This is a genomic window from Pseudomonas sp. B20 (genome assembly GCF_020515755.1).
GTDB classification, from domain to species: Bacteria; Pseudomonadota; Gammaproteobacteria; order Pseudomonadales; family Pseudomonadaceae; genus Aquipseudomonas; species Aquipseudomonas syringae.
In genome coordinates this window covers 95,247-114,696 of the sequence record NZ_JAHPJG010000023.1, presented here as the reverse complement: position 1 = coordinate 114,696, position 19,450 = coordinate 95,247, and the positions used below count along the sequence as shown (strand labels likewise).

12 protein-coding genes are annotated in these 19,450 nt (G+C 57.4%); 9 read left to right on the top strand and 3 right to left on the bottom strand.

All coding sequences use genetic code 11. The features are described from left to right. Positions 1–469: 469 nt before the first annotated feature. Positions 470–1,543, bottom strand: a complete 1,074-nt coding sequence (gene rlmM / locus LIX91_RS21345; protein WP_003417794.1) for a 23S rRNA (cytidine(2498)-2'-O)-methyltransferase RlmM — start codon at positions 1,541–1,543, stop codon at positions 470–472. Positions 1,544–1,735: 192 nt separating this feature from the next. Here rlmM and acnA point away from each other — a divergent pair, with 192 nt between their 5' ends. The 4 genes from acnA (at position 1,736) to LIX91_RS21325 (ending at position 8,331) form a co-directional block, all read left to right on the top strand. Then, the gene (gene acnA, locus LIX91_RS21340) at positions 1,736–4,480 is read left to right on the top strand and encodes an aconitate hydratase AcnA (protein WP_103695690.1); all 2,745 of its coding nucleotides are present in this window, start codon (positions 1,736–1,738) and stop codon (positions 4,478–4,480) included. A 123-nt stretch (positions 4,481–4,603) separates the two neighbouring features. Continuing rightward, a complete protein-coding gene (locus tag LIX91_RS21335; protein WP_003412328.1) occupies positions 4,604–5,401 on the top strand; it encodes a CPBP family intramembrane glutamic endopeptidase in 798 nt (265 codons plus the stop codon). 91 nt (positions 5,402–5,492) lie between these two features. After that, positions 5,493–7,058, top strand: coding sequence for a methyl-accepting chemotaxis protein (locus LIX91_RS21330; protein WP_226489091.1), 1,566 nt, complete (start codon positions 5,493–5,495; stop codon positions 7,056–7,058). 748 nt (positions 7,059–7,806) lie between these two features. Then, positions 7,807–8,331 (top strand): hypothetical protein, encoded by a 525-nt coding sequence (locus tag LIX91_RS21325; protein WP_044313291.1) that lies wholly within the window; start codon positions 7,807–7,809, stop codon positions 8,329–8,331. Between the two features lie 64 nt (positions 8,332–8,395). On the opposite strand, the gene LIX91_RS21320 is transcribed toward LIX91_RS21325, so the two are convergent. Further along, positions 8,396–10,339 carry an autotransporter outer membrane beta-barrel domain-containing protein gene (locus LIX91_RS21320; RefSeq protein WP_226489090.1) on the bottom strand — a complete coding sequence of 648 codons (1,944 nt, stop codon included), beginning with the start codon at positions 10,337–10,339 and terminating at the stop codon, positions 8,396–8,398. A 604-nt stretch (positions 10,340–10,943) separates the two neighbouring features. On the opposite strand from LIX91_RS21320, the gene LIX91_RS21315 reads away from it, so the two are divergent. From LIX91_RS21315 to LIX91_RS21305, 3 genes are all read left to right on the top strand, one after another. Continuing rightward, positions 10,944–12,773: a hypothetical protein gene (locus tag LIX91_RS21315; protein WP_226489089.1), complete on the top strand. Its 1,830-nt coding sequence runs from the start codon at positions 10,944–10,946 to the stop codon at positions 12,771–12,773. Between the two features lie 50 nt (positions 12,774–12,823). Further along, complete coding sequence (locus tag LIX91_RS21310) at positions 12,824–15,457, top strand: hypothetical protein (protein WP_226489088.1); 2,634 nt, start codon at positions 12,824–12,826, stop codon at positions 15,455–15,457. A gap of 93 nt (positions 15,458–15,550) precedes the next feature. Continuing rightward, positions 15,551–16,009: a hypothetical protein gene (locus LIX91_RS21305; protein WP_103695685.1), complete on the top strand. Its 459-nt coding sequence runs from the start codon at positions 15,551–15,553 to the stop codon at positions 16,007–16,009. Position 16,010: 1 nt separating this feature from the next. Here the strand turns inward: LIX91_RS21305 and LIX91_RS21300 are convergent, their stop codons facing one another. Beyond that, positions 16,011–16,700, bottom strand: coding sequence for an alpha/beta family hydrolase (locus LIX91_RS21300; protein ID WP_226489087.1), 690 nt, complete (start codon positions 16,698–16,700; stop codon positions 16,011–16,013). Between the two features lie 695 nt (positions 16,701–17,395). Between LIX91_RS21300 and ccoN the strand changes: the two genes are divergently transcribed. Together ccoN and ccoO are read left to right on the top strand one after the other, a co-directional pair. After that, positions 17,396–18,838: a cytochrome-c oxidase, cbb3-type subunit I gene (gene ccoN / locus LIX91_RS21290; protein ID WP_003417808.1), complete on the top strand. Its 1,443-nt coding sequence runs from the start codon at positions 17,396–17,398 to the stop codon at positions 18,836–18,838. After that, positions 18,838–19,446: a cytochrome-c oxidase, cbb3-type subunit II gene (gene ccoO / locus LIX91_RS21285; RefSeq protein WP_003412346.1), complete on the top strand. Its 609-nt coding sequence runs from the start codon at positions 18,838–18,840 to the stop codon at positions 19,444–19,446. Before ccoN ends, ccoO begins: the two co-directional genes overlap by 1 nt. Positions 19,447–19,450 lie beyond the last annotated feature (4 nt).

The window sequence follows — 19,450 nt, the reverse complement described above, 5'->3', positions numbered from 1 at the left end:
CTCTGTATATTTACCCATGACGCCTCCAAAGGTTGCATCCAACCTTCGGGGGTCACCCCACTCCGCGTGGGAATGCAGTTCGTGACGCTCCGCGTCACACAGCGGTTCTGCGATATCAGGTGGATTGAGGTTCAACTCAGGTCACCTTTTCGCCCCTCGGCGACTCACTTTGAGGGACCAAAGTGAGCAAAGTCCTTCGCTCCTGTTTCCGGCCCGACTTCGTCGGGTTCCTTCGCCCTGTCACTGATCCGGGGGTCGCCGGATCAGCGCCAGGACTCAGCCGTCACTAACGTCGCACTCTGCGTCGTCAGTGCCATCGCGGTTGAAAAGCACTGCGGTGGCAGCGACTGCGTTTAAGGCATAACATTGTTTCGCATCGACGATTTGTGACGCGGAGCACCAAGAACTCCATGCCTGCACGGAGCATTGGCACGATAATCACTGGAGCGTGCGAAACGAGAGTGAGAAATCACTTTCTCACGGCTTTGGCCACGTCCAGCCTGCGCAGGTGGCAGGTGACTTCTTCGCGGTCGTGGTAGAGCTGTTTGCAGCCGATGGACACGCGTACCCCTCGCGTCTGAAAGCCTTCTTCGATGCGGTCGAGCAGTCGGCGTACTTCAGCGTAGCGCTGTTTCATCGGCAACTTGAGGTTGACCACCGCTTCGCGGCACAGGCCTTCACCCAGCCAGGTTTCCAGCAGGGCTGCATTGCGCGCAGGCTTTTCGACGATGTCGCAGACCATCCAGTCCACGGGGTGCCGAGGCTTGTAGGTAAAACCGTCCGCCATCAGATGCTGCACCAGCCCGGTGTCCATCAGGCTTTCCGCCATCGGCCCGTTATCGATGGCGGTCACCAGCATGCCGCGGCGCACCAGTTGATACGTCCAGCCGCCCGGCGCGGCACCCAGGTCCACGCCGGTCATGTCGCCGGAAAGGCGCTCGTCCCACTGGTCTCTGGGAATGAAATGGTGCCAAGCCTCTTCAAGCTTCAAGGTCGAACGGCTTGGCGCCTCGCGGGGAAACTTGAGGCGCGGGATACCCATGGGCCACATGGCGGAGTTGTCCGCATCGGCCAGACCGAGAAACACCTCGCGACCACTCTTGAAGGTCAGCAGCAGACGCGGCTTGCGCGGGTCATCCACCAGTTTGCCTGCCTGAGTCAGGGCCTTGCGCAGCGGCGCTTCGAACTTCTTGCAGAAATTCGACAGTTCCTTGCCGTCGTTGGTATCCACGACCTCCAGCCACAGACTGCCGCAGGTAGGGAACGCCGCCAGCTGCGCGAGAATCACACTGATGCGATCGGTTTCCGGCAACTCGAGAAACAGCCCCCGCGCCCACTGCCGGGGAAAGATCAGCTTGTCGAAGCGCTGACCGTTCATCAACCGTTCGGCGCCATCCGCCTCGGTGCAGATGAATTCGGCGCAGGCCGTGTCGGGACGGGCCTTGGCATACCCGGCCACGTCCAGGCGCGCGGCGTGATCGGCTATTTCCGAGCAGACTTCGCCCTCAAAACCGGGTCGGCAGTGCATAAACAGTGTATTCATGGGTTACTCCTGGGCAGTGGGCACTCGGGCGTAACCCCGCAGACTTGAAAGCCGCGCATGATAGCCCAATCCAGGAACCACTGGTGCGGCCGAACAGTCCACACAACTTGAAGCCTGATGCGGCGCTCCCGACCTGATGCACATGGAGCCCGTGAACCGATGTTCGGAGAACATTCCTCAAAGGAGACATTCATGCCCTCCCTCGATAGCCTGAAGAGCCTTAAAACCCTCGAAATCGATAACAAGACCTACCACTACTTCAGCCTGCCGGAAGCCGCCCGATCGCTGGGCGATCTGGACAAGCTGCCCATGTCACTCAAGGTGCTGCTGGAAAACCTGCTGCGCTGGGAAGACAACAAGACGGTAACCGGCAACGACCTCAAGGCCCTCGCCGACTGGTTGACCGAGCGTCGTTCGGACCGGGAAATTCAATACCGCCCTGCCCGCGTCCTGATGCAGGACTTCACCGGCGTACCGGCGGTGGTCGATCTGGCCGCCATGCGCGCGGCCGTGGCCAAGGCCGGCGGCGATCCGCAGCGAATCAACCCCCTTTCCCCGGTGGACCTGGTGATCGACCACTCGGTGATGGTCGACAAGTTTGGCAACGCCGAAGCCTTCGGCGAGAACGTCGATATCGAGATGCAGCGCAACGGCGAGCGCTACGCGTTCCTGCGCTGGGGCCAGAGCGCTTTCGATAATTTCAGCGTGGTGCCGCCCGGCACCGGCATTTGCCATCAGGTGAACCTCGAATACCTGGGCCGCACGGTATGGACCAAGGAAGAGGACGGCCGCACTTACGCGTTCCCCGACACCCTGGTCGGTACCGACTCGCACACCACGATGATCAACGGCCTGGGCGTGCTGGGCTGGGGCGTGGGCGGTATCGAAGCCGAAGCGGCGATGCTCGGCCAGCCGGTGTCGATGCTGATTCCCGAAGTGATCGGTTTCCGGCTGACCGGCAAACTGAAGGAAGGTATTACAGCTACCGACCTGGTGCTCACCGTCACCCAGATGCTGCGCAAGAAAGGTGTGGTCGGCAAGTTTGTCGAGTTCTTCGGCGACGGCCTGGCCGATCTGCCGCTGGCCGACCGCGCGACCATTGCCAACATGGCGCCTGAATATGGCGCGACCTGCGGTTTCTTCCCGGTCGATGACGTGACACTGGACTACCTGCGTCTGTCAGGTCGCCCCGACGAAACCGTCAAGCTGGTCGAAGCGTATTGCAAGGCTCAGGGTCTATGGCGTCTGGCGGGCCAGGAACCGGTGTTCACCGACAGCCTGGAACTGGACATGAGCACGGTCGAAGCCAGCCTTGCCGGCCCCAAGCGCCCTCAGGATCGTGTAGCACTGCCGAATGTGTCCAAGGCGTTCAGCGATTTCCTCGGTCTGCAGGTCAAGCCTGCCAAGGTCGATGAAGGTCGGCTGGAGAGCGAAGGCGGCGGCGGTGTCGCGGTTGGCAACGAGGCCCAGGTCAGTGGCGAAACCCAATATGAATACGACGGCCAGACTTATCACCTGAAAGACGGCGCCGTGGTGATCGCGGCGATCACGTCCTGCACCAACACTTCCAACCCCAGCGTCATGATGGCAGCCGGGCTGGTCGCGAAAAAAGCCGTCGAGAAAGGCCTGAAACGCAAGCCGTGGGTGAAAAGCTCGCTGGCACCCGGTTCCAAAGTGGTGACCGATTATTACAACGCAGCGGGTCTGACCCAATACCTCGACGCCTTGGGCTTCGATCTGGTCGGCTACGGCTGCACCACCTGCATCGGCAACTCCGGTCCGCTGCTGGAGCCTATCGAGAAAGCCATTCAGCAGTCCGACCTGACCGTTGCGTCGGTGCTGTCGGGCAACCGAAACTTCGAGGGCCGCGTCCATCCGCTGGTCAAGACCAACTGGCTGGCATCGCCACCCCTGGTAGTTGCCTATGCACTGGCAGGCTCGGTGCGCATCGACATCAGCAGCGAACCGCTGGGCGAAGGTGCAGACGGCAAGCCGGTTTACCTGCGTGATATCTGGCCGAGTCAGCAGGAAATCGCCGACGCTGTGGCCAGCGTCAACACCGGCATGTTCCACAAGGAATACGCCGAAGTCTTTGCCGGCGACGAACAATGGCAAGCCATCGAGGTGCCGCAGGCTGCCACCTACGTCTGGCAGGACGATTCCACCTACATTCAGCACCCGCCGTTCTTCGACGGCATCGACGGTCCGCTGCCGGTTATCGAAGACGTGGAAAACGCACGCATCCTGGCGCTGCTGGGCGACTCGGTGACCACCGACCACATCTCCCCTGCCGGTAATATCAAGGCCGACAGCCCAGCCGGGCGCTACCTTCAGGAGAAAGGCGTCAAGTATCAGGACTTCAACTCTTACGGCTCGCGCCGTGGCAACCATGAAGTGATGATGCGCGGGACCTTTGCCAATATCCGTATCCGCAACGAAATGCTCGGCGGCGAAGAAGGTGGCAACACGGTGCATGTGCCCTCCGGCGAGAAGCTGGCGATCTACGACGCGGCCATGCGTTATCAGACAGAAGGCACGCCGCTGGTGATCATTGCCGGTCTGGAATACGGCACGGGCTCTAGCCGTGACTGGGCTGCCAAGGGTACCAACCTGCTGGGCGTCAAGGCGGTCATCGCCGAAAGCTTCGAACGGATTCACCGCTCGAACCTGGTGGGCATGGGCGTGCTGCCATTGCAGTTCAAAAACGGCCAGACGCGCAAGACCCTTGGCCTGACCGGCAAGGAGACGTTGAAGATCACCGGGCTGACCAACGCAGACGTGCAGCCGGGCATGAGCCTGACCCTGCATATCGAACGCGAAGACGGCAGCAAGGAAACCGTCGACGTGCTGTGCCGCATCGATACGCTTAACGAAGTGGAATACTTCAAGTCAGGCGGCATTCTGCATTACGTACTGCGCCAGCTGATCGCGTCCTGATACCCCTGAATGGGGCCTGCACCCTGTTTAAGGGTCAGGCCCCAGCATGAAAATTTCTATAATCTCGCCCCTGCCCTGCTGAACGCCGGATAGAATTCCCCGCTCTCAAGGCAGGACTTACTCATGACCACAAGGCACTGGCTGACTTTCTGCCTCCTGAGCAGCGGCTACGCGCTGGCGTTGTTTCACGGCAGCCTTGACCCTTCGGCAGCGCTGAGCTTTGGCGCATTGTTCATTGCCTGGTTCTGCGTGGCGCGATCCTCTTATTCCTCCATTCGCCTGTGTGGCCACGGATTGTTCATCGTGACCGGTCTGGCGCTGGCCTTTCACCTGGCGCCCGGCTTCAATAACGCCAACGTCATCGAAGCAACGCGATTCAGTGCCGATGCCGCGCTGTTCTCCATGGACCTGAATCTGGACAAGCCGCTGATCGGCTTCTGGCTGATACTGGCCTGCCCCTGGATTCTGCCCAAGGTTGACGTCGCCCATTCACTGCAAACCGGGCTTCTGGCGCTGATTGTGACGTCGGCGTTCTGCATGACCGCTGCGGTCATGTTGAACGTCGTCGGCTGGACACCGAAATGGCCTGCCCAGGGCCTGATATGGCTGCTCAACAACCTGTTGCTGGTGACCCTGACCGAAGAGCTGTTTTTCCGCGCTTATCTGCAGGGCAGCCTGATGCGCCTGTTCAAGAGCTCAAGGTATGCGACGGCATTATCGATCACCCTCGCTGCCGGCCTGTTCGGGCTTGCGCACGCAGGTGCCGGCCCGCAGTGGGTGGCATTGGCAGGCATGGCTGGCGTGGGGTACGGCATCGCATTTCGTTTCGGCGGGCTGCAGGCCGCCGTCATCAGCCATCTGGGCCTGAACCTCGTGCATTTCGGGCTGTTCACCTACCCCATGCTGGCCCGCCAGGGCTGACTCTACGGTCACTTGTCGCACGCCGCTCAATTTATCGACGTGCCCGCCGATAACCACGCCATAGTCTTCCGGATCGAAGGATCGAAATCCCATGCGCAACAACCAGCCCGTCACTCAACATGAGCGGACATTTCCTGCCGAACAACGACTGATTTCCACCACCGACACCCGCGGCACCATCACCTATTGCAACGATGCCTTCGTCGATATCAGTGGCTACAGCGAGGCTGAGTTGGTGGGTGCGGCGCACAACACCGTACGTCATCCGGACGTACCGCCGGCGGTATTCGAGCACATGTGGACCACGCTCAAGTCCGGGCAGCCGTGGATGGGTATCGTCAAGAACCGCTGCAAGAACGGCGATCATTATTGGGTCAATGCCTACGTGACGCCGGTGCTGGAAAACCGCCAGGTGGTGGGTTTCGAGTCGGTACGTATCAAGCCGACCGCCGAACAGATCCGCCGTGCCGAGGCGCTTTACACCCGGCTCAACAAGGGCAAGAGCGCCGTCCCAAGCCGCGACAAGTGGCTGCCGGTACTTCAGGACTGGCTGCCGTTCATTCTGGTCAGCCAACTGAGCTTCCTGATCGGCGTGTGGCTCAATTCACACTGGGGGTTTGCCCTGGCTGCGGCACTGTCGGTACCACTGGGCCTGCTCGGGCTTTCCTGGCAGCAGCGTGGCACCAAACGCTTGTTGCGCCTGGCCGAACAGACCACTTCCGACCCGTTGATCGCGCAGATGTACACCGACAGCCGCGGCCCGCAAGCGCGCCTGGAAATGTCGATCCTCAGCCAGGAAGCGCGCATGAAAACCTGCCTGACGCGTTTGCAGGACACCGCCGAACACCTGAACAGTCAGGCCCGCCAGTCCAACTCGCTGGCCAATGCCAGTTCGATCGGGCTGGAGCGTCAGCGTGTGGAAACCGAGCAGGTTGCCGCCGCCATCAACCAGATGGCCGCCACCACCCAGGAAGTCGCCAGCCACGTAAACCGTGCCGCTGACGCCACCCAGCAGGCCAACGAACTGACGCGTCGCGGGCGCGATATCGCCGGTGAAACCCGCGAAGCCATTCAGCGTCTGTCAACCTCGGTGGGCGAAACCGGCCTGACCGTGACCCGCCTGGCCAAGGACAGCGATGAAATCGGCGGCGTGGTCGATGTGATCAAAGGCATCGCCGACCAGACCAACCTGCTGGCGCTCAACGCCGCGATCGAAGCGGCGCGCGCCGGTGAGATGGGTCGCGGTTTTGCCGTCGTGGCAGATGAAGTGCGCCAGCTGGCGCAACGCACCGCCGAGTCCACCGGGCAGATTCATGGCCTGATCGCCAAACTGCAGCAGACCGCAACCGACGCGGTACACACCATGGACACCGGTCGCCGTCAGGCCGAAGAAGGCGTTGCCCGGGTGCTGGAGGCAGATCAGGCGCTGGTGGGCATCAGCGAGGCTGTCGCCAATATCACCGACATGACCACGCAAATCGCCACCGCCACGGAAGAGCAAAGCGCCGTGGCCGAGGAAATCAATCGCAACATCGCCACCATCGCCGGCCTGGCAGACCAGACCTCTGACGAAGCGCGTCGCTCTGCGGTATTAAGTGGCGAACTGACCGACACGGCCAACTCACAGTATTCGCTGGTAGAGCGGTTTAATCGCTAAAGCCTGATACTGTTTGCCAAGCCTCGACAAACTTCGGTTGGTCGGGGCTTTTTAGGAGTATTAATAGTGTGCACTGTTAGCACCCTATTCAAATCTGACAGAACTTGAGAAGCCATCTGAAGAGCGTGTAGGATATTTCTTTAACATCTTTAACGACAGCAATGCAGTACTTTTGACCATTGACAGTGAACGCATACTCCGATTAGTTGAAACTCAGGTGGTGCGGTAGTTATCTATTACCCCTTACGTCGACATACAGATCGTTTTCAACAAAGCATTCCTGCCCGGTCTGGACACCCCGGCACTTTCAATGCAGTTTTAAGCACAGCAGCCTACATTTCTGCCCATAACCTTGACGGCCTCGCACGCTAACGCGTGCGAGACCCTAATGATAAAGTTGAGTGAATATTCCTACGCAGGAGTGGGAATTCAGCCAAAACTTACTTTTTTACCTTTTGTAAGACTTATCTGTAGTTAACGTCCTACAGGTATTTCACACACAAAAAGCCATGAAAGAACACCCACATCAAGCCACACCCTTTATTTACAGCATCTCCGACACTAACGAGCGATAACTCACTATGCACATGATACCAAATGTAACTGCATAACCTCGCACAACCTTGGCTTACCTTTGATATCGGCAGACACTTGACCTGAACACTTATGTGCCTTGTAATATTTCCGTTGCCGACAACTGCCGGCACGCACATAACAACTCAACTTAATGTCAATAAAAGAGTTTACGATGGATAAAGAACAATCCACGGATGTAGCGGCGCGCACCCAAAAAAAACAAAACAATCCCGACAGCGCGAGCACTGTTCAAGAAGCCCCGCCCCACAAGAGCCTCTACCGACACGCGAGCCCCCTCCATCTTCCATCCGATATTTCCGATACGCTGAAAGCACCTGTGCTGCCTGACATCGATCCTGATTCCATCAGTCACGAACAGGCACATGCGGGCATTACCATTCATATCCCGGGGTCAGTCAAAATGTGCTGGGGTGACGAAATCCGTTTTTATTGGGGGAAAAACCTGTCATCGACAACGCTTTTTCATCGGGTAGGCGAAAACAGCGTGATACGTGTGCTGTGCATTTCCTACACTTTTACGCCCTATATTCAGTACGGTCTGGTTGATCTGTATTACGAGCTTTATCGTGATCATCGACTGATCGGCACATCGCCAGTGCTACGGGTGAACGTCAACTACGCAGTGCCTGTCACCTCCCGACAGAGACAACGCAAACGCAGGTTCACCGATCATTAACTGAAAAGCCCCCGGTGATCATTCACCGGGGGCTCTGGTGTTGCTCAGGCACTGGCCTTAAGAATCAGAATGCCAGGCGTAGCCCTACATTCGCTCCCCAGGGTTGCTCGATATGCCGACCTTTCATGTAATCGAAGTCTGCGTGCAGTTTCAGACGCTCGGACAGCGACACCGATACCCCGGCTCCCAGTTCGCCGCGCGAACCGAACAGGCTGTTATCGAATTTCACATCGTTGGCTTTCACCTCGTTGCGGCGCGAAAACTCCTGTGCAACGGCGACGCGCACATAAGGCTGCAATACCCCGCCATCCTTGAGCGCGACACTGCGGCCCAGCGAGGTGCCCACCTTGCCCACTACCGATTGGGTCTGGTCGTTCTTCGCTTTCATGCCGTTGTCCAGGCGCAGTTCCTGTCCCTGAACGACGACACTGGACAACTGAGCGAACGGTTCGAGAAAGTAATCGTCCGCCAGTTTGATGTGGCGGCCGAACTCTACCCAGCCCCCTATCCCGTTGTTGGTGTAGTCACCCTTGGCCTTGCTTGCATCGCTCATGGCAACATCTGCCTTGTTGCGAAAGCGGTTGAGTTTGAGCACGCCGTCAACGTAGTAGCCTTCGTCCAACAGCCAGGTGGCATAGGCGCCTGCATAGTAGCTGTCGACTTTACCCGTAGTGCCACGGCTCAAATCGATACCGGACGTGCTGTACCCTCCCAGCACACCCACTACCAGTTGGCCGTTGCTGACCTCGACGGGCGCATCGACACCCAGCGACAGGCCACTTTGTTTCTGCCGGTAGTCAACACCGTCACTGGTCGTGGCATTCAGCCTGTTGCCATAGGCACGCATCCAGCCGCCCGCCCTGCCGCTTGCACGAACCTCACCCATGCGCGAACGCAAGGTAGAGAGCTCACTCATCCAGATGGCAGGTGCCGCGCTGTAAAGGGCAAGCGCGCTCTGGGTCGAAGGGCTTATGACCTTGTCTTTACCGACGATGAACCAGTCATTGCCTTGCTGCTCCAGCAAATACGAATAGGCGCCCAGGTCGACCCGTCCGCCCAGCAGGCTGAATTGCGCGTCGCCACCTTCGGTATGCACCACCTTGAGCGGTGCCATGTCGGCAGACACAATCTCCTCCCCCGTGTTGCGCACCCGCAAGCCGAACTGCCCACTGGCCTGGCCGTTGACGTCAATGAGGTCTCCGACGCCGTTGTCCAGATCCACGCGCAAGCCGAACGTGCCAGCCCCTGACAACTCATTCAGCGAAAGGGTATGAAACCCTTCGCCAGCAAACGAAACCCTGCCACCCTGCAGGGAAAGCGACGTGACGGCATTGTCGCCCTGCATCTGCCAGTGACTGCCCGAGGTAATCGCCAGACGGTTGCCATTGACGATGTCGCCGTTCAATTGCGCGCCGTTTTGCAGCGTGATGTTCAGGGTGCTGGTGTCATCGGCGACAAGGTTGCCATTGAGGGTGCTGTTGTCGACGTTGAAGTTGGCGGTGCTCTGGTTCAGAACCTCAAGAAGCATGCCATTGCCGGACAGCAGGAGGGTGTTGTTCTTGATCTCAATATCCGCAAGGTGGCTTATACCCTCACGCCCTTCCACCCTTATGGCAGCTCCAGTCAGCCCTTCGACGGTAGAGTTGTCGATGCTCAGTTGACCGTGATTGAACTGCGTTCCATCACCCACTGTGAGGCCTGGATGAGTGAACCATACCCCGTGAGACAAGCCTTTTATGTAGCTCCGGGAAGTGATATCAGCGCGAGCGCCAAAAATGCCAACGCCCCAGCCAGTGTGTCTACCCACTTCATCCTGCAGCGAGCTGACCTGTGTATTGCTGATCAGGGCCGAGGCGTCCTCGACAACGGTAATGCCGCCCCCTTTTCCCTCAACGACACTGTGTTCAAGTGTCACGTTCGAGTTGCCCTGCACGATGAGCGCTACCGAGCTATCGCTGAGGATGGTGGAGTCTTTAACTAAAACCCGAGCGTCACCGTCAGACAACATTCCATCCTTGACCAGGGTATTGCCCGTTAATTCGACCCTTCCGCCATAAGAAGACATACGTTTGATCGTAGCCCCATCGGAATGAAGGTATCCAGTACCGTATACAAGGTAATTACCAAATGCGCTGGCCGCATCCACATACTCTGTCCGGTCTCTGACAATCTCCCTAAGCGGAGAGTCGGCCATCACGTGAGTCGACGCGAGGTACGCAATAGCGCCCAGCCCTGCCCTGTAAAGCCCACACTTCCCAATAAAACACTCAGCCACAATAAGAAACTCTCAACATTCATAGGAGTTTTATTGTGGCTGCACCGCTAGCAGATACAATTAATTTCCACTAACAAACAAGTAGTCCAATTCCGAAACTTTAGTAGTACCTTTCCCACAAAACACTAGGCTAATCCGATTGGACAGCCAGCCTACATTAATAAAAATATTTATCCAAAGAGCATTGACAGCCGTTCAAAAAGTCTATTACTTAAAAATCCAGATGAAGCCAAGAGCTTCTCTCTGACGGCCAAGCGCCCCTGGAATTATCGTTATCGACTGACGACATCAGGACACTCCTGCTCGTCAATAAAAAATTAAATAGAGGAGTTTCGACATGCGTCAAAAAAATACTTTTTACACACGCGGCCCCAATCAAGAACCGACGCTCATACCACCGTTTGTTCCTGTCGCAGACGAAGTGGACGGACTTATAAAAACAGCCGACCTTGCCAATGACATCATCGTCGAATTTCCAGTCTGGGAAGGTGCCAGGCTTCAAGACTCTTACCAGTTGCGATTGAATGGCGATGAAGTTGGTTTAGCAGGCCAACTGATACCTCTTCCACCGGTCGGAACGCTATTACGCTTGACCATCCCCGTCGACACCGAACTGAAAGACGATGGCGCGTACGAACTTGACTACATGACGATCGGTTATCCCAGTGGTGTGAAGCAATCGTCCCAAATCAAAACGCTTGTTGTCGACCGCACCGCTCCGGGCGCCCATCAACTGGGTTACATGGATTTTCCGGCTGAGGCCAAAGATGGCCTGACACTTGAAGAGCTTCAGTCCATGGGCGGTGTATTGACCGGTAGCATTTTCGGATATTCGGGACTGAATCGCGGCGACGTTATCAAAACCTATTGGGGAAACGTGCCCGGTCCAGAGCTTGAACTGAACGGTCTGGAAGATGAAAGTCAAGCGATCGAAATCCTGTTTACCCAAGAGTTTCTTACTGCTCTCGGCAGCCCTGCAGGTGCAACCTATTACACGGTGACAGACCGAGCCGGCAACACGTCTGCCGAGTCTCAGAAGATTACCATCCCTCTGTTTCTGACCGAAGTGACGCCCGGCCTGCCTGCTCCGGTTATTGATAATAACGACGGCGTGATTGATTACGCAGAGGCCATGGCCAGCGTCGAGGTAAAAATTCCTTTCTCGTCCTTTTTGATGGAAGGCGATCAGATTCTCCTGCACTGGGGTTCTGAAGAGTTAGGGCCTGCCGCTATTGCCGTGGAGGACTTGGGCGAGCCTTTCATTCTGTTTTTTGATGTCCCGTATCTGATCATTGAACAGGCTCAGAATGGTCTGCGCGATATCAAGTATGACGTCATTAGAAACGGACAGGTTACCGGTACTTCAGACCCGCTTGAGGTGCTTGTCAACATCGAGCTGCCCGTACCCGGCATTCTCGACAAACCGACGATCAAAGGTAGCAGCAGCACGCCCAGCAATGAAGACAACTTTATTGATGAGAACGACTTTGAACTTGACGCCACCGTATTGATTAACTGGAACCCCCTCTTTAAGGCCAATCAGATCTTGACAGTCTTTTGGGGTGGCCAAGAGGTATTGGAACAACCCTACACGCTCACCAACAGCGACGTCGTCGCAGGCCGTACGCTGTTGCTCACTGCGCTGAACAGTAAGTTCACCGCCGTGGGCACAGGAAACGACATCAGAGTTTATTACACCGTCAAAACCGAGGGTAACCCCAATCTCTCCACGTCATCAGAGCAGGGCTTGATCGTGCGTTCAAAAAATGAATTACCGGGTGGCCCGGACGGACCAGAAGCGCCGCAATTTATGTCGCTGTCTGCCAACGGCACGCTCACCTTTGAAAACAGTGCGCAAGGCGCCCCCATTTTTATCCAACCCTATTTAAATATGGCCCCAGGACAAGTCATTGTCTTCACCTATGAAGCCTACAACGAGCTGGTGGGCGATGATAAAAAATTCGAATGGTCAGTCACGTCACCGGCCCTCACTCAGGAAGAGGTCCAAAACGGCGTTAATATTCTGGTGCCCCGCACTGTATTGAACCAGCACTGTTACGGGCATGCCGAGATCAGCTTCCAGGTAAGAAGCAGTATGGGCCAAGGTAATTCGAAACGCGCCAGCGCCTACGTCGATATGCGTGTCGGTGGACTCTGCAGAATTTGACCTCGCCTGAACGTCGCCATTTATCTTTAAACACGAAAAAGAGAACATCCATGAATACACTACAGACCTTACCTGCACTGCCTGTCCCACTGCCCTTGAGCTATAACCCTCAAGGCATTGGCGATGTTGACGTAGCAGATCCGGCCAAGCCGATAGAAATACTGATCGGCCCTATCAACCTCAAGCCAAAAGACCGGATCGACCTGTTCTGGGGCACACACAATGAGGTTATTGATACCTACACACATTCTTCAGACTCACCGAACACCAATGGCTTTTTTTCATTGTATGTGGATACCCGCTGGGTCCAGTCAGGCCTTACTGATGTCAACTATCTCTATACACCGTTCCCCTCCAATATCCAGGAACATTCGCCTGTTAACAAAATAGTCGTCAAACTGGAAATCCCCGGTGGTCGGGATCCCGACCCAGCCACACCCTACGAAAATGAAAAGCTCGACATCCCGACCGTCAACCCGTCTGGTGTGATCACCTCACCTGAGGGGGTAAGCGTTACCCTCGACGCTTACGAAAATATGGCTACAGGTGATTCGATTTTTATCTATTGGCACGGCATCAGAGTCGAACATCCTCCTCTGACAGCAGACCAGCTTGGTAAACCGGTCACTGTGAGTATCGACAAGCAGATCATTATCGAAGCAGGGGACTCGGAAAATATTGTTGTCCGTTACGATGTCAGGGATGTCGTCAATAACTGGTCCCGCTTCTCTTTCCCAGCCTATGTCACAGTCGAAGCTGGCAACTCCAGCCTGCAGGCCCCCATCGCCCCGCAGGCGCCCAACATGGAGCTTGACCTCGATAAACTGGCGGGCGCAGATGTTCAAGCGCTTGTGCTGTCACATGCCAGTATCGCCACCGGTGACATCATAAACTTTGTGATGGAGCGAAATACTGCAGAAGGCATTCAACTGGAGTCCTTCACCGCATCAAAAGTGGTTCAGATACCTGGCAGCTTCGTAGAGTTTCTTATCCCCAATGAACAGTTCCACCCCATCGCACAGGGTCGGGCACGCCTGAAATACACAGTGATCAAAGACACTGGCGAGGCGTTGCGCTCAAAAAGTCTGACACTCGCAGTACTCGGCCAACCGCAGCAGCTGTCATTGCCACAAGTCCAAGGCGTCACCAATGGAATTCTGAACCCTGATAGTCACAATGTGATCACTCAGGTGCCGCCTTACTACTTTATGGCAGACGGCCACGACATCAACCTGGTATGGATTGGCAAAACTGCTAACGGTGAGACGGTCATGCATCAGGAGGTTAAAAACCTGAATGCCGATGATATCGGCAAGAGCATCGAGTATTTGATTCCGGATGAAAAGGTTGGTGCATTGGCAGGCGGCTCACTTGAGGTTTACTACACCGTAACCACCTACGCGAAAGCGTTCTTCAAATCGCCCACACTACGGTTGCTCGTGGACGTGGATAACAGCACTCCGCTGGAAGCTCCTGTCGTAGATAAGCTGAGTGCGGACGGCATTCTCGACCCGGCCGATGTACCACTCGAAGCCATTGTTCGCGTGTCGCCTTATCGCGCAATGGCTGAGGGAGACAAAGTCACCATTCACTGGGAAGGCGTTGACGCAGAGGGTACCTATGGCACCTACACCGTTATTAATTCCGGAACCGTCAACAGGGAGACCGTATTCCGCATTCCTAAACGGTACGTAGATGCCAATTTAAACAGGCTGGTCCAGGTCTGGTATACGGTACAACACGGAGACAGAATTGCTGAGTCGGAGAAATTAGCAATTACTATCCGTGAGATGGTGGCACTGCCCCTCCCCACCCCCACCCTGAAAGAAGCCATCGGTACCACGCTCGACCCGGCCAACGCTTCATCCGGTGCAACCGTGGTGATCGACGCCGTCGCCAATCTGCAAGCGGGCGACCAGGTCATCACACAGTGGCAAGGGCCCAACGGCAACGACACCCGGGAAAAAACCCTGACTGGCGCAGACGCGGGCAAGACGCTGGAGGTAGTGTTTGCTGCGGCGCTGGTGACGGCAAACGCCGGGCAGACGGTGGCGATTTCTTATGTCGTCAATCGCGTCAACGGTCTGGTGCAGGTATCCGGCACGCTGGCCTTGCAGATTCTGGCGGCGCAGCCCGAGCTTGAGCTAGACACTTCGCCGGTCACGCTGGCTGGCAAGGTGTATCTGCTTCCGGGCTCGCCGGACCTGTTGCCGAACTTCCCGGCCGACACCACCCTTCTGCGTCAAGCCAGTGGCGGACAGGCACCCTATCAGTACGCTTCGAGCGACCCGCTGGTCGCGAAAGTGGACAGCAATGGCCTGACCTCGGTTCGAGGCAAAGGCATGGCCATCATTACTGCGACCGATGCGCTGGGCGCGAGCAAGCAGTACACGGTGACCGTCACCGGCGTCATCCATTGCATCGGCCTGGGCAGCGGCAGCTTTTCTCAGATCAGCAAAAACGCGGGCAACAACAGCGCGAGGATTCCAACCATTCACGAGCTGGTGGATATCTACGCCTTGTATGGCAATCGCTGGCCGATGGGTAAAGGCAACTTTTGGTCGTCGACTGTTTCAAGCCCCGGCATCGGCGGATGGAACTGGTATTACGTGAAAAACATGGTCACTGGCGGCAACTTCAAGCTGAAGAGTCACAATTCCAGTCTTGGCGTAGGCATCAGATGATCGATTGCTGAAACCCATTGTTAATCCGACAGGGCGTTGCGCTAAAGGCGTAACGCCCTGTCGCCGTTTTCAGGAGCTTCTCAGGGCCAGCCCATGCACCGACCGACTCCCTCACCCAAACGCTGCGTCCAACCTGCTGTCCATGGAGGCCGCTTTGCCGCGAGCATCAACACACAGCCTTTCAGGACGTCCTCACTGACCGGTCGACTGACGCTGAGATCGGAGCTGGAACAGGCCCCCGCTCAGTGGATATGGCAAGTCATCGCCGATGGCAAGGTGGGCAACCGGCGAACCACCATCGGCCTGTTTCTGGATCGCGATCTGGAGCCCGGCGATCACGACCTTATCGATCATGAGCAGATCAAGGTGATCTACACCGAAACGCTGCACCGGAAGAACATCGTCTACCACTCGGCGCATTTCCAGGGCGGCCGGCTGGTGCTGCTTGAAGCCAACCCCTGCACACTGCAGATAAGGGGCGTGTTCAGTTTCAATATGTCATCCATCAACCTTGATGTGACCGACGGCGCCTTCGACCTGTATTGCCGCTGACTCAGCCGCGCAGGAACCCGGCAATCTCTCTCGCGGATTCAGCCAGGCATTGCTCGTGGCTGATACCCGCGACCTTCAGGGGTTTGAGGTCGTGATTGGCTGTCGGCAACCAGTGCAACCGGATGGCACTGGACAATGCATAACCCTCTACGGCTTCGCGATTGCCCAGCGCGTCGCGTTCGCCCTGAACGATCAGCGTGGGTGTCTTCAGCTCGGCCAGATGCGCCACGCGTGGTTTTTCAGGCTTGCCCACGGCGTAGAACGGATACCCCAGGCACACCAGCGCATCGACCTCAAGCTCGTCGGCGATCAGGCTGGCCATCCGCCCACCCATTGATTTGCCGCCGACCGCCAGACGCCCGTTGATGTGCGTACGCGCGCAGGTGAACACCTCTCTCCAGCATTCCAACAGTTGTGCTTGTGGATTGGGTGGACGCTTGCTGCCGCCCTGACGCCGCTGCGCCATGTAGGGGAACTCGAAGCGCAGGGTGCTGATACCTTGCGCCGCCAGATCAGCCGCCATGCGGTTCATGAAGTCGCTGTCCATGGGTGCGCCGGCACCATGCGCCAGCAGCAGGGTCGGTGTGTCCAGCGCATCCGCAGGTTGCGCGGGCGTCCACAGCCAGCCTCTTTCATTGACCAGCTGCAGCCATTGATCCTGACCGATATCGGGCTTCAAGCCGTTGCTCATGGTTGCCTCATTCAGGTGGGTCGCAAAGTAGCCCGTCACTATAACGGCGAATCGGGTGGCGAATCCTGCACGAATCGCGAGCGCACGGCGCATCGACATGCCCCGCCAGGTCGGACAGCCACCATTCAGGTCTGCCTGGGTACTCTGTCAAGGTGCACAAGGTAAAGTACCGAGGCGATGAGCGCCCCAAACCTGACACCGCCGGGCGGTTTCATTGACGGCACTGGCCGCGCGCACTTGCAACAACACCGTTGAGTCGGTCACCAGAGTCATATGCCTGCTCAGGCCAACTTGCTGGGCAATGACAGGTGTTACTGCCGACTGAATAGACGTGACAGTCTTTGCGCGAGTCCTGATCAACTCGTCTGTACGCGAAGATCGCCACCGCTGTATTCCAGTCCAGCGGCGATGCGTGAACTCCGCACCCTGCAACGGGGTGCGGAATACCTTCTGAGCCTGCTCTCAACGCAGCATCACCAAACACAGCCACTTTTCGTACAGAGCCTGCGACTTCCCACACCCCTGTTTCAAAGCTAAACTCGCCAACACGCGTCTGCCGCAAGCCTTTGACGCTCGTTGATGTGCCTGTCTGTTCCTGCCCCTGCCTTTTCGGTGTGCTTCGATGCCATTTCCAGCACTGCATCGCGCTGGCCCGATTACGTCTGCGGTAACCCTCTGAATCGTGGAAGTCTGCAATGAGCACAACAATCAGTCCGACAACCTACAACTACACCGTGGTGCGCCAGTTTGCCATCATGACCGTGGTCTGGGGTGTGGTCGGCATGAGCCTGGGCGTGTTCATTGCTTCGCAGCTGGTCTGGCCTGGGCTGAACCTGGAGCTCGAATGGACCACCTTCGGACGCCTGCGCCCTCTGCACACCAATCTGGTGATCTTCGCCTTCGGCGGCTGCGCGCTGTTCGCCACCTCCTATTACGTGGTGCAACGCACTTGCCAGACTCGGCTGATTTCCGATGGTCTGGCGGCCTTCACCTTCTGGGGCTGGCAGGCCGTGATTGTCGGCGCCATCGTGACCCTGCCGATGGGCTACACCACTACCAAGGAATATGCCGAGCTCGAATGGCCGGTGGCGATTCTGCTGGCCATCGTCTGGGCCGCCTACGCGGCGGTGTTTTTCGGCACCATCGTCAAACGCCGCACCCGGCATATCTACGTCGCCAACTGGTTCTACGGCGCGTTCATCGTCGTGACCGGCATGCTGCACATCGTCAACCATATCTCGTTGCCGGTCAGCCTGTTCAAATCCTATTCGGCGTATGCCGGTGCGACCGATGCCATGATCCAGTGGTGGTACGGACACAATGCCGTCGGTTTTTTCCTGACCACCGGTTTTCTCGGCATGATGTATTACTTCGTGCCGAAACAGGCCGAGCGTCCGGTCTACTCCTATCGTTTGTCCATCGTGCATTTCTGGGCATTGATCACCCTGTATATCTGGGCCGGTCCTCACCATCTGCACTACACCGCCCTGCCGGACTGGGCGCAGTCACTGGGCATGGTGATGTCGATCATTCTGCTGGTCCCCAGTTGGGGCGGGATGATCAACGGCATGATGACGCTGTCGGGCGCGTGGCATAAATTGCGGACCGATTCGATACTGCGCTTTCTGGTGGTCTCGCTGGCGTTCTATGGCATGTCGACCTTCGAAGGTCCGATGATGGCAATCAAGACCGTCAACTCGCTTTCGCACTACACGGACTGGACCATCGGCCATGTCCACGCCGGAGCCCTGGGCTGGGTCGCGATGATTACCATCGGGTCGGTCTATCACATGATTCCGAAACTCTACGCCCGCCCGCACATGTACAGCGTCAGCCTGATCAACACGCACTTCTGGCTCGCGACCGTCGGCACCGTGCTGTACATCACCTCGATGTGGGTCAATGGCATCACCCAGGGCCTGATGTGGCGCGCGGTGAACGACGACGGCACGCTGACCTACTCCTTCATCGAAACCATGCAGGCCAGCCACCTGGGCTATATCGTGCGGGCCATCGGCGGCGCGATTTTCACCAGCGGCATGTTGCTGATGGCCTACAACGTCGTGCGTACGATACGTGCCTCTGACCCGCAGGCGGCCGCAGCGGCCACCCGCATTGCAGTCGCAGGAGCGCATTGATGAAGCACGATGCGCTGGAAAAAAACATCGGCCTGCTGGCCTTCTTCATGGTGATTGCCGTGAGCATCGGTGGGCTGACGCAGATCGTCCCGCTATTCTTTCAGGACGTGACCAACCAGCCTATCGAGGGCATGAAGCCACGCAGCGCGCTTGAGGTGGAAGGCCGTGATGTGTTCATCGCCAACGGCTGCGTCGGTTGCCACTCGCAGATGATCCGCCCGTTGCGCGCCGAAACCGAGCGCTACGGGCATTACTCGGTGGCAGGCGAAAGTGTCTGGGATCATCCTTTCCTGTGGGGCTCCAAACGCACCGGGCCGGACCTGGCAAGGATCGGCGGTCGCTACTCGGACGAGTGGCACCGGGTACACCTGAACAACCCTCGCGACCTTGTTCCGACCTCGATCATGCCGGCTTATCCGTTTCTGGCCGAGAAGACACTCGACAGCACGCAGACTGCAAAAAAGCTGCAGGTGCTGCGTACCCTCGGCACCCCTTACACCGACGCGGATATCGCCGGTGCAGCGGCTGCAGTGCAGGGTAAGACCGAAATGGACGCGCTGGTGGCCTATCTGCAAGGCCTTGGCACGCTCATCAAGAGCAAACGGTGATCAT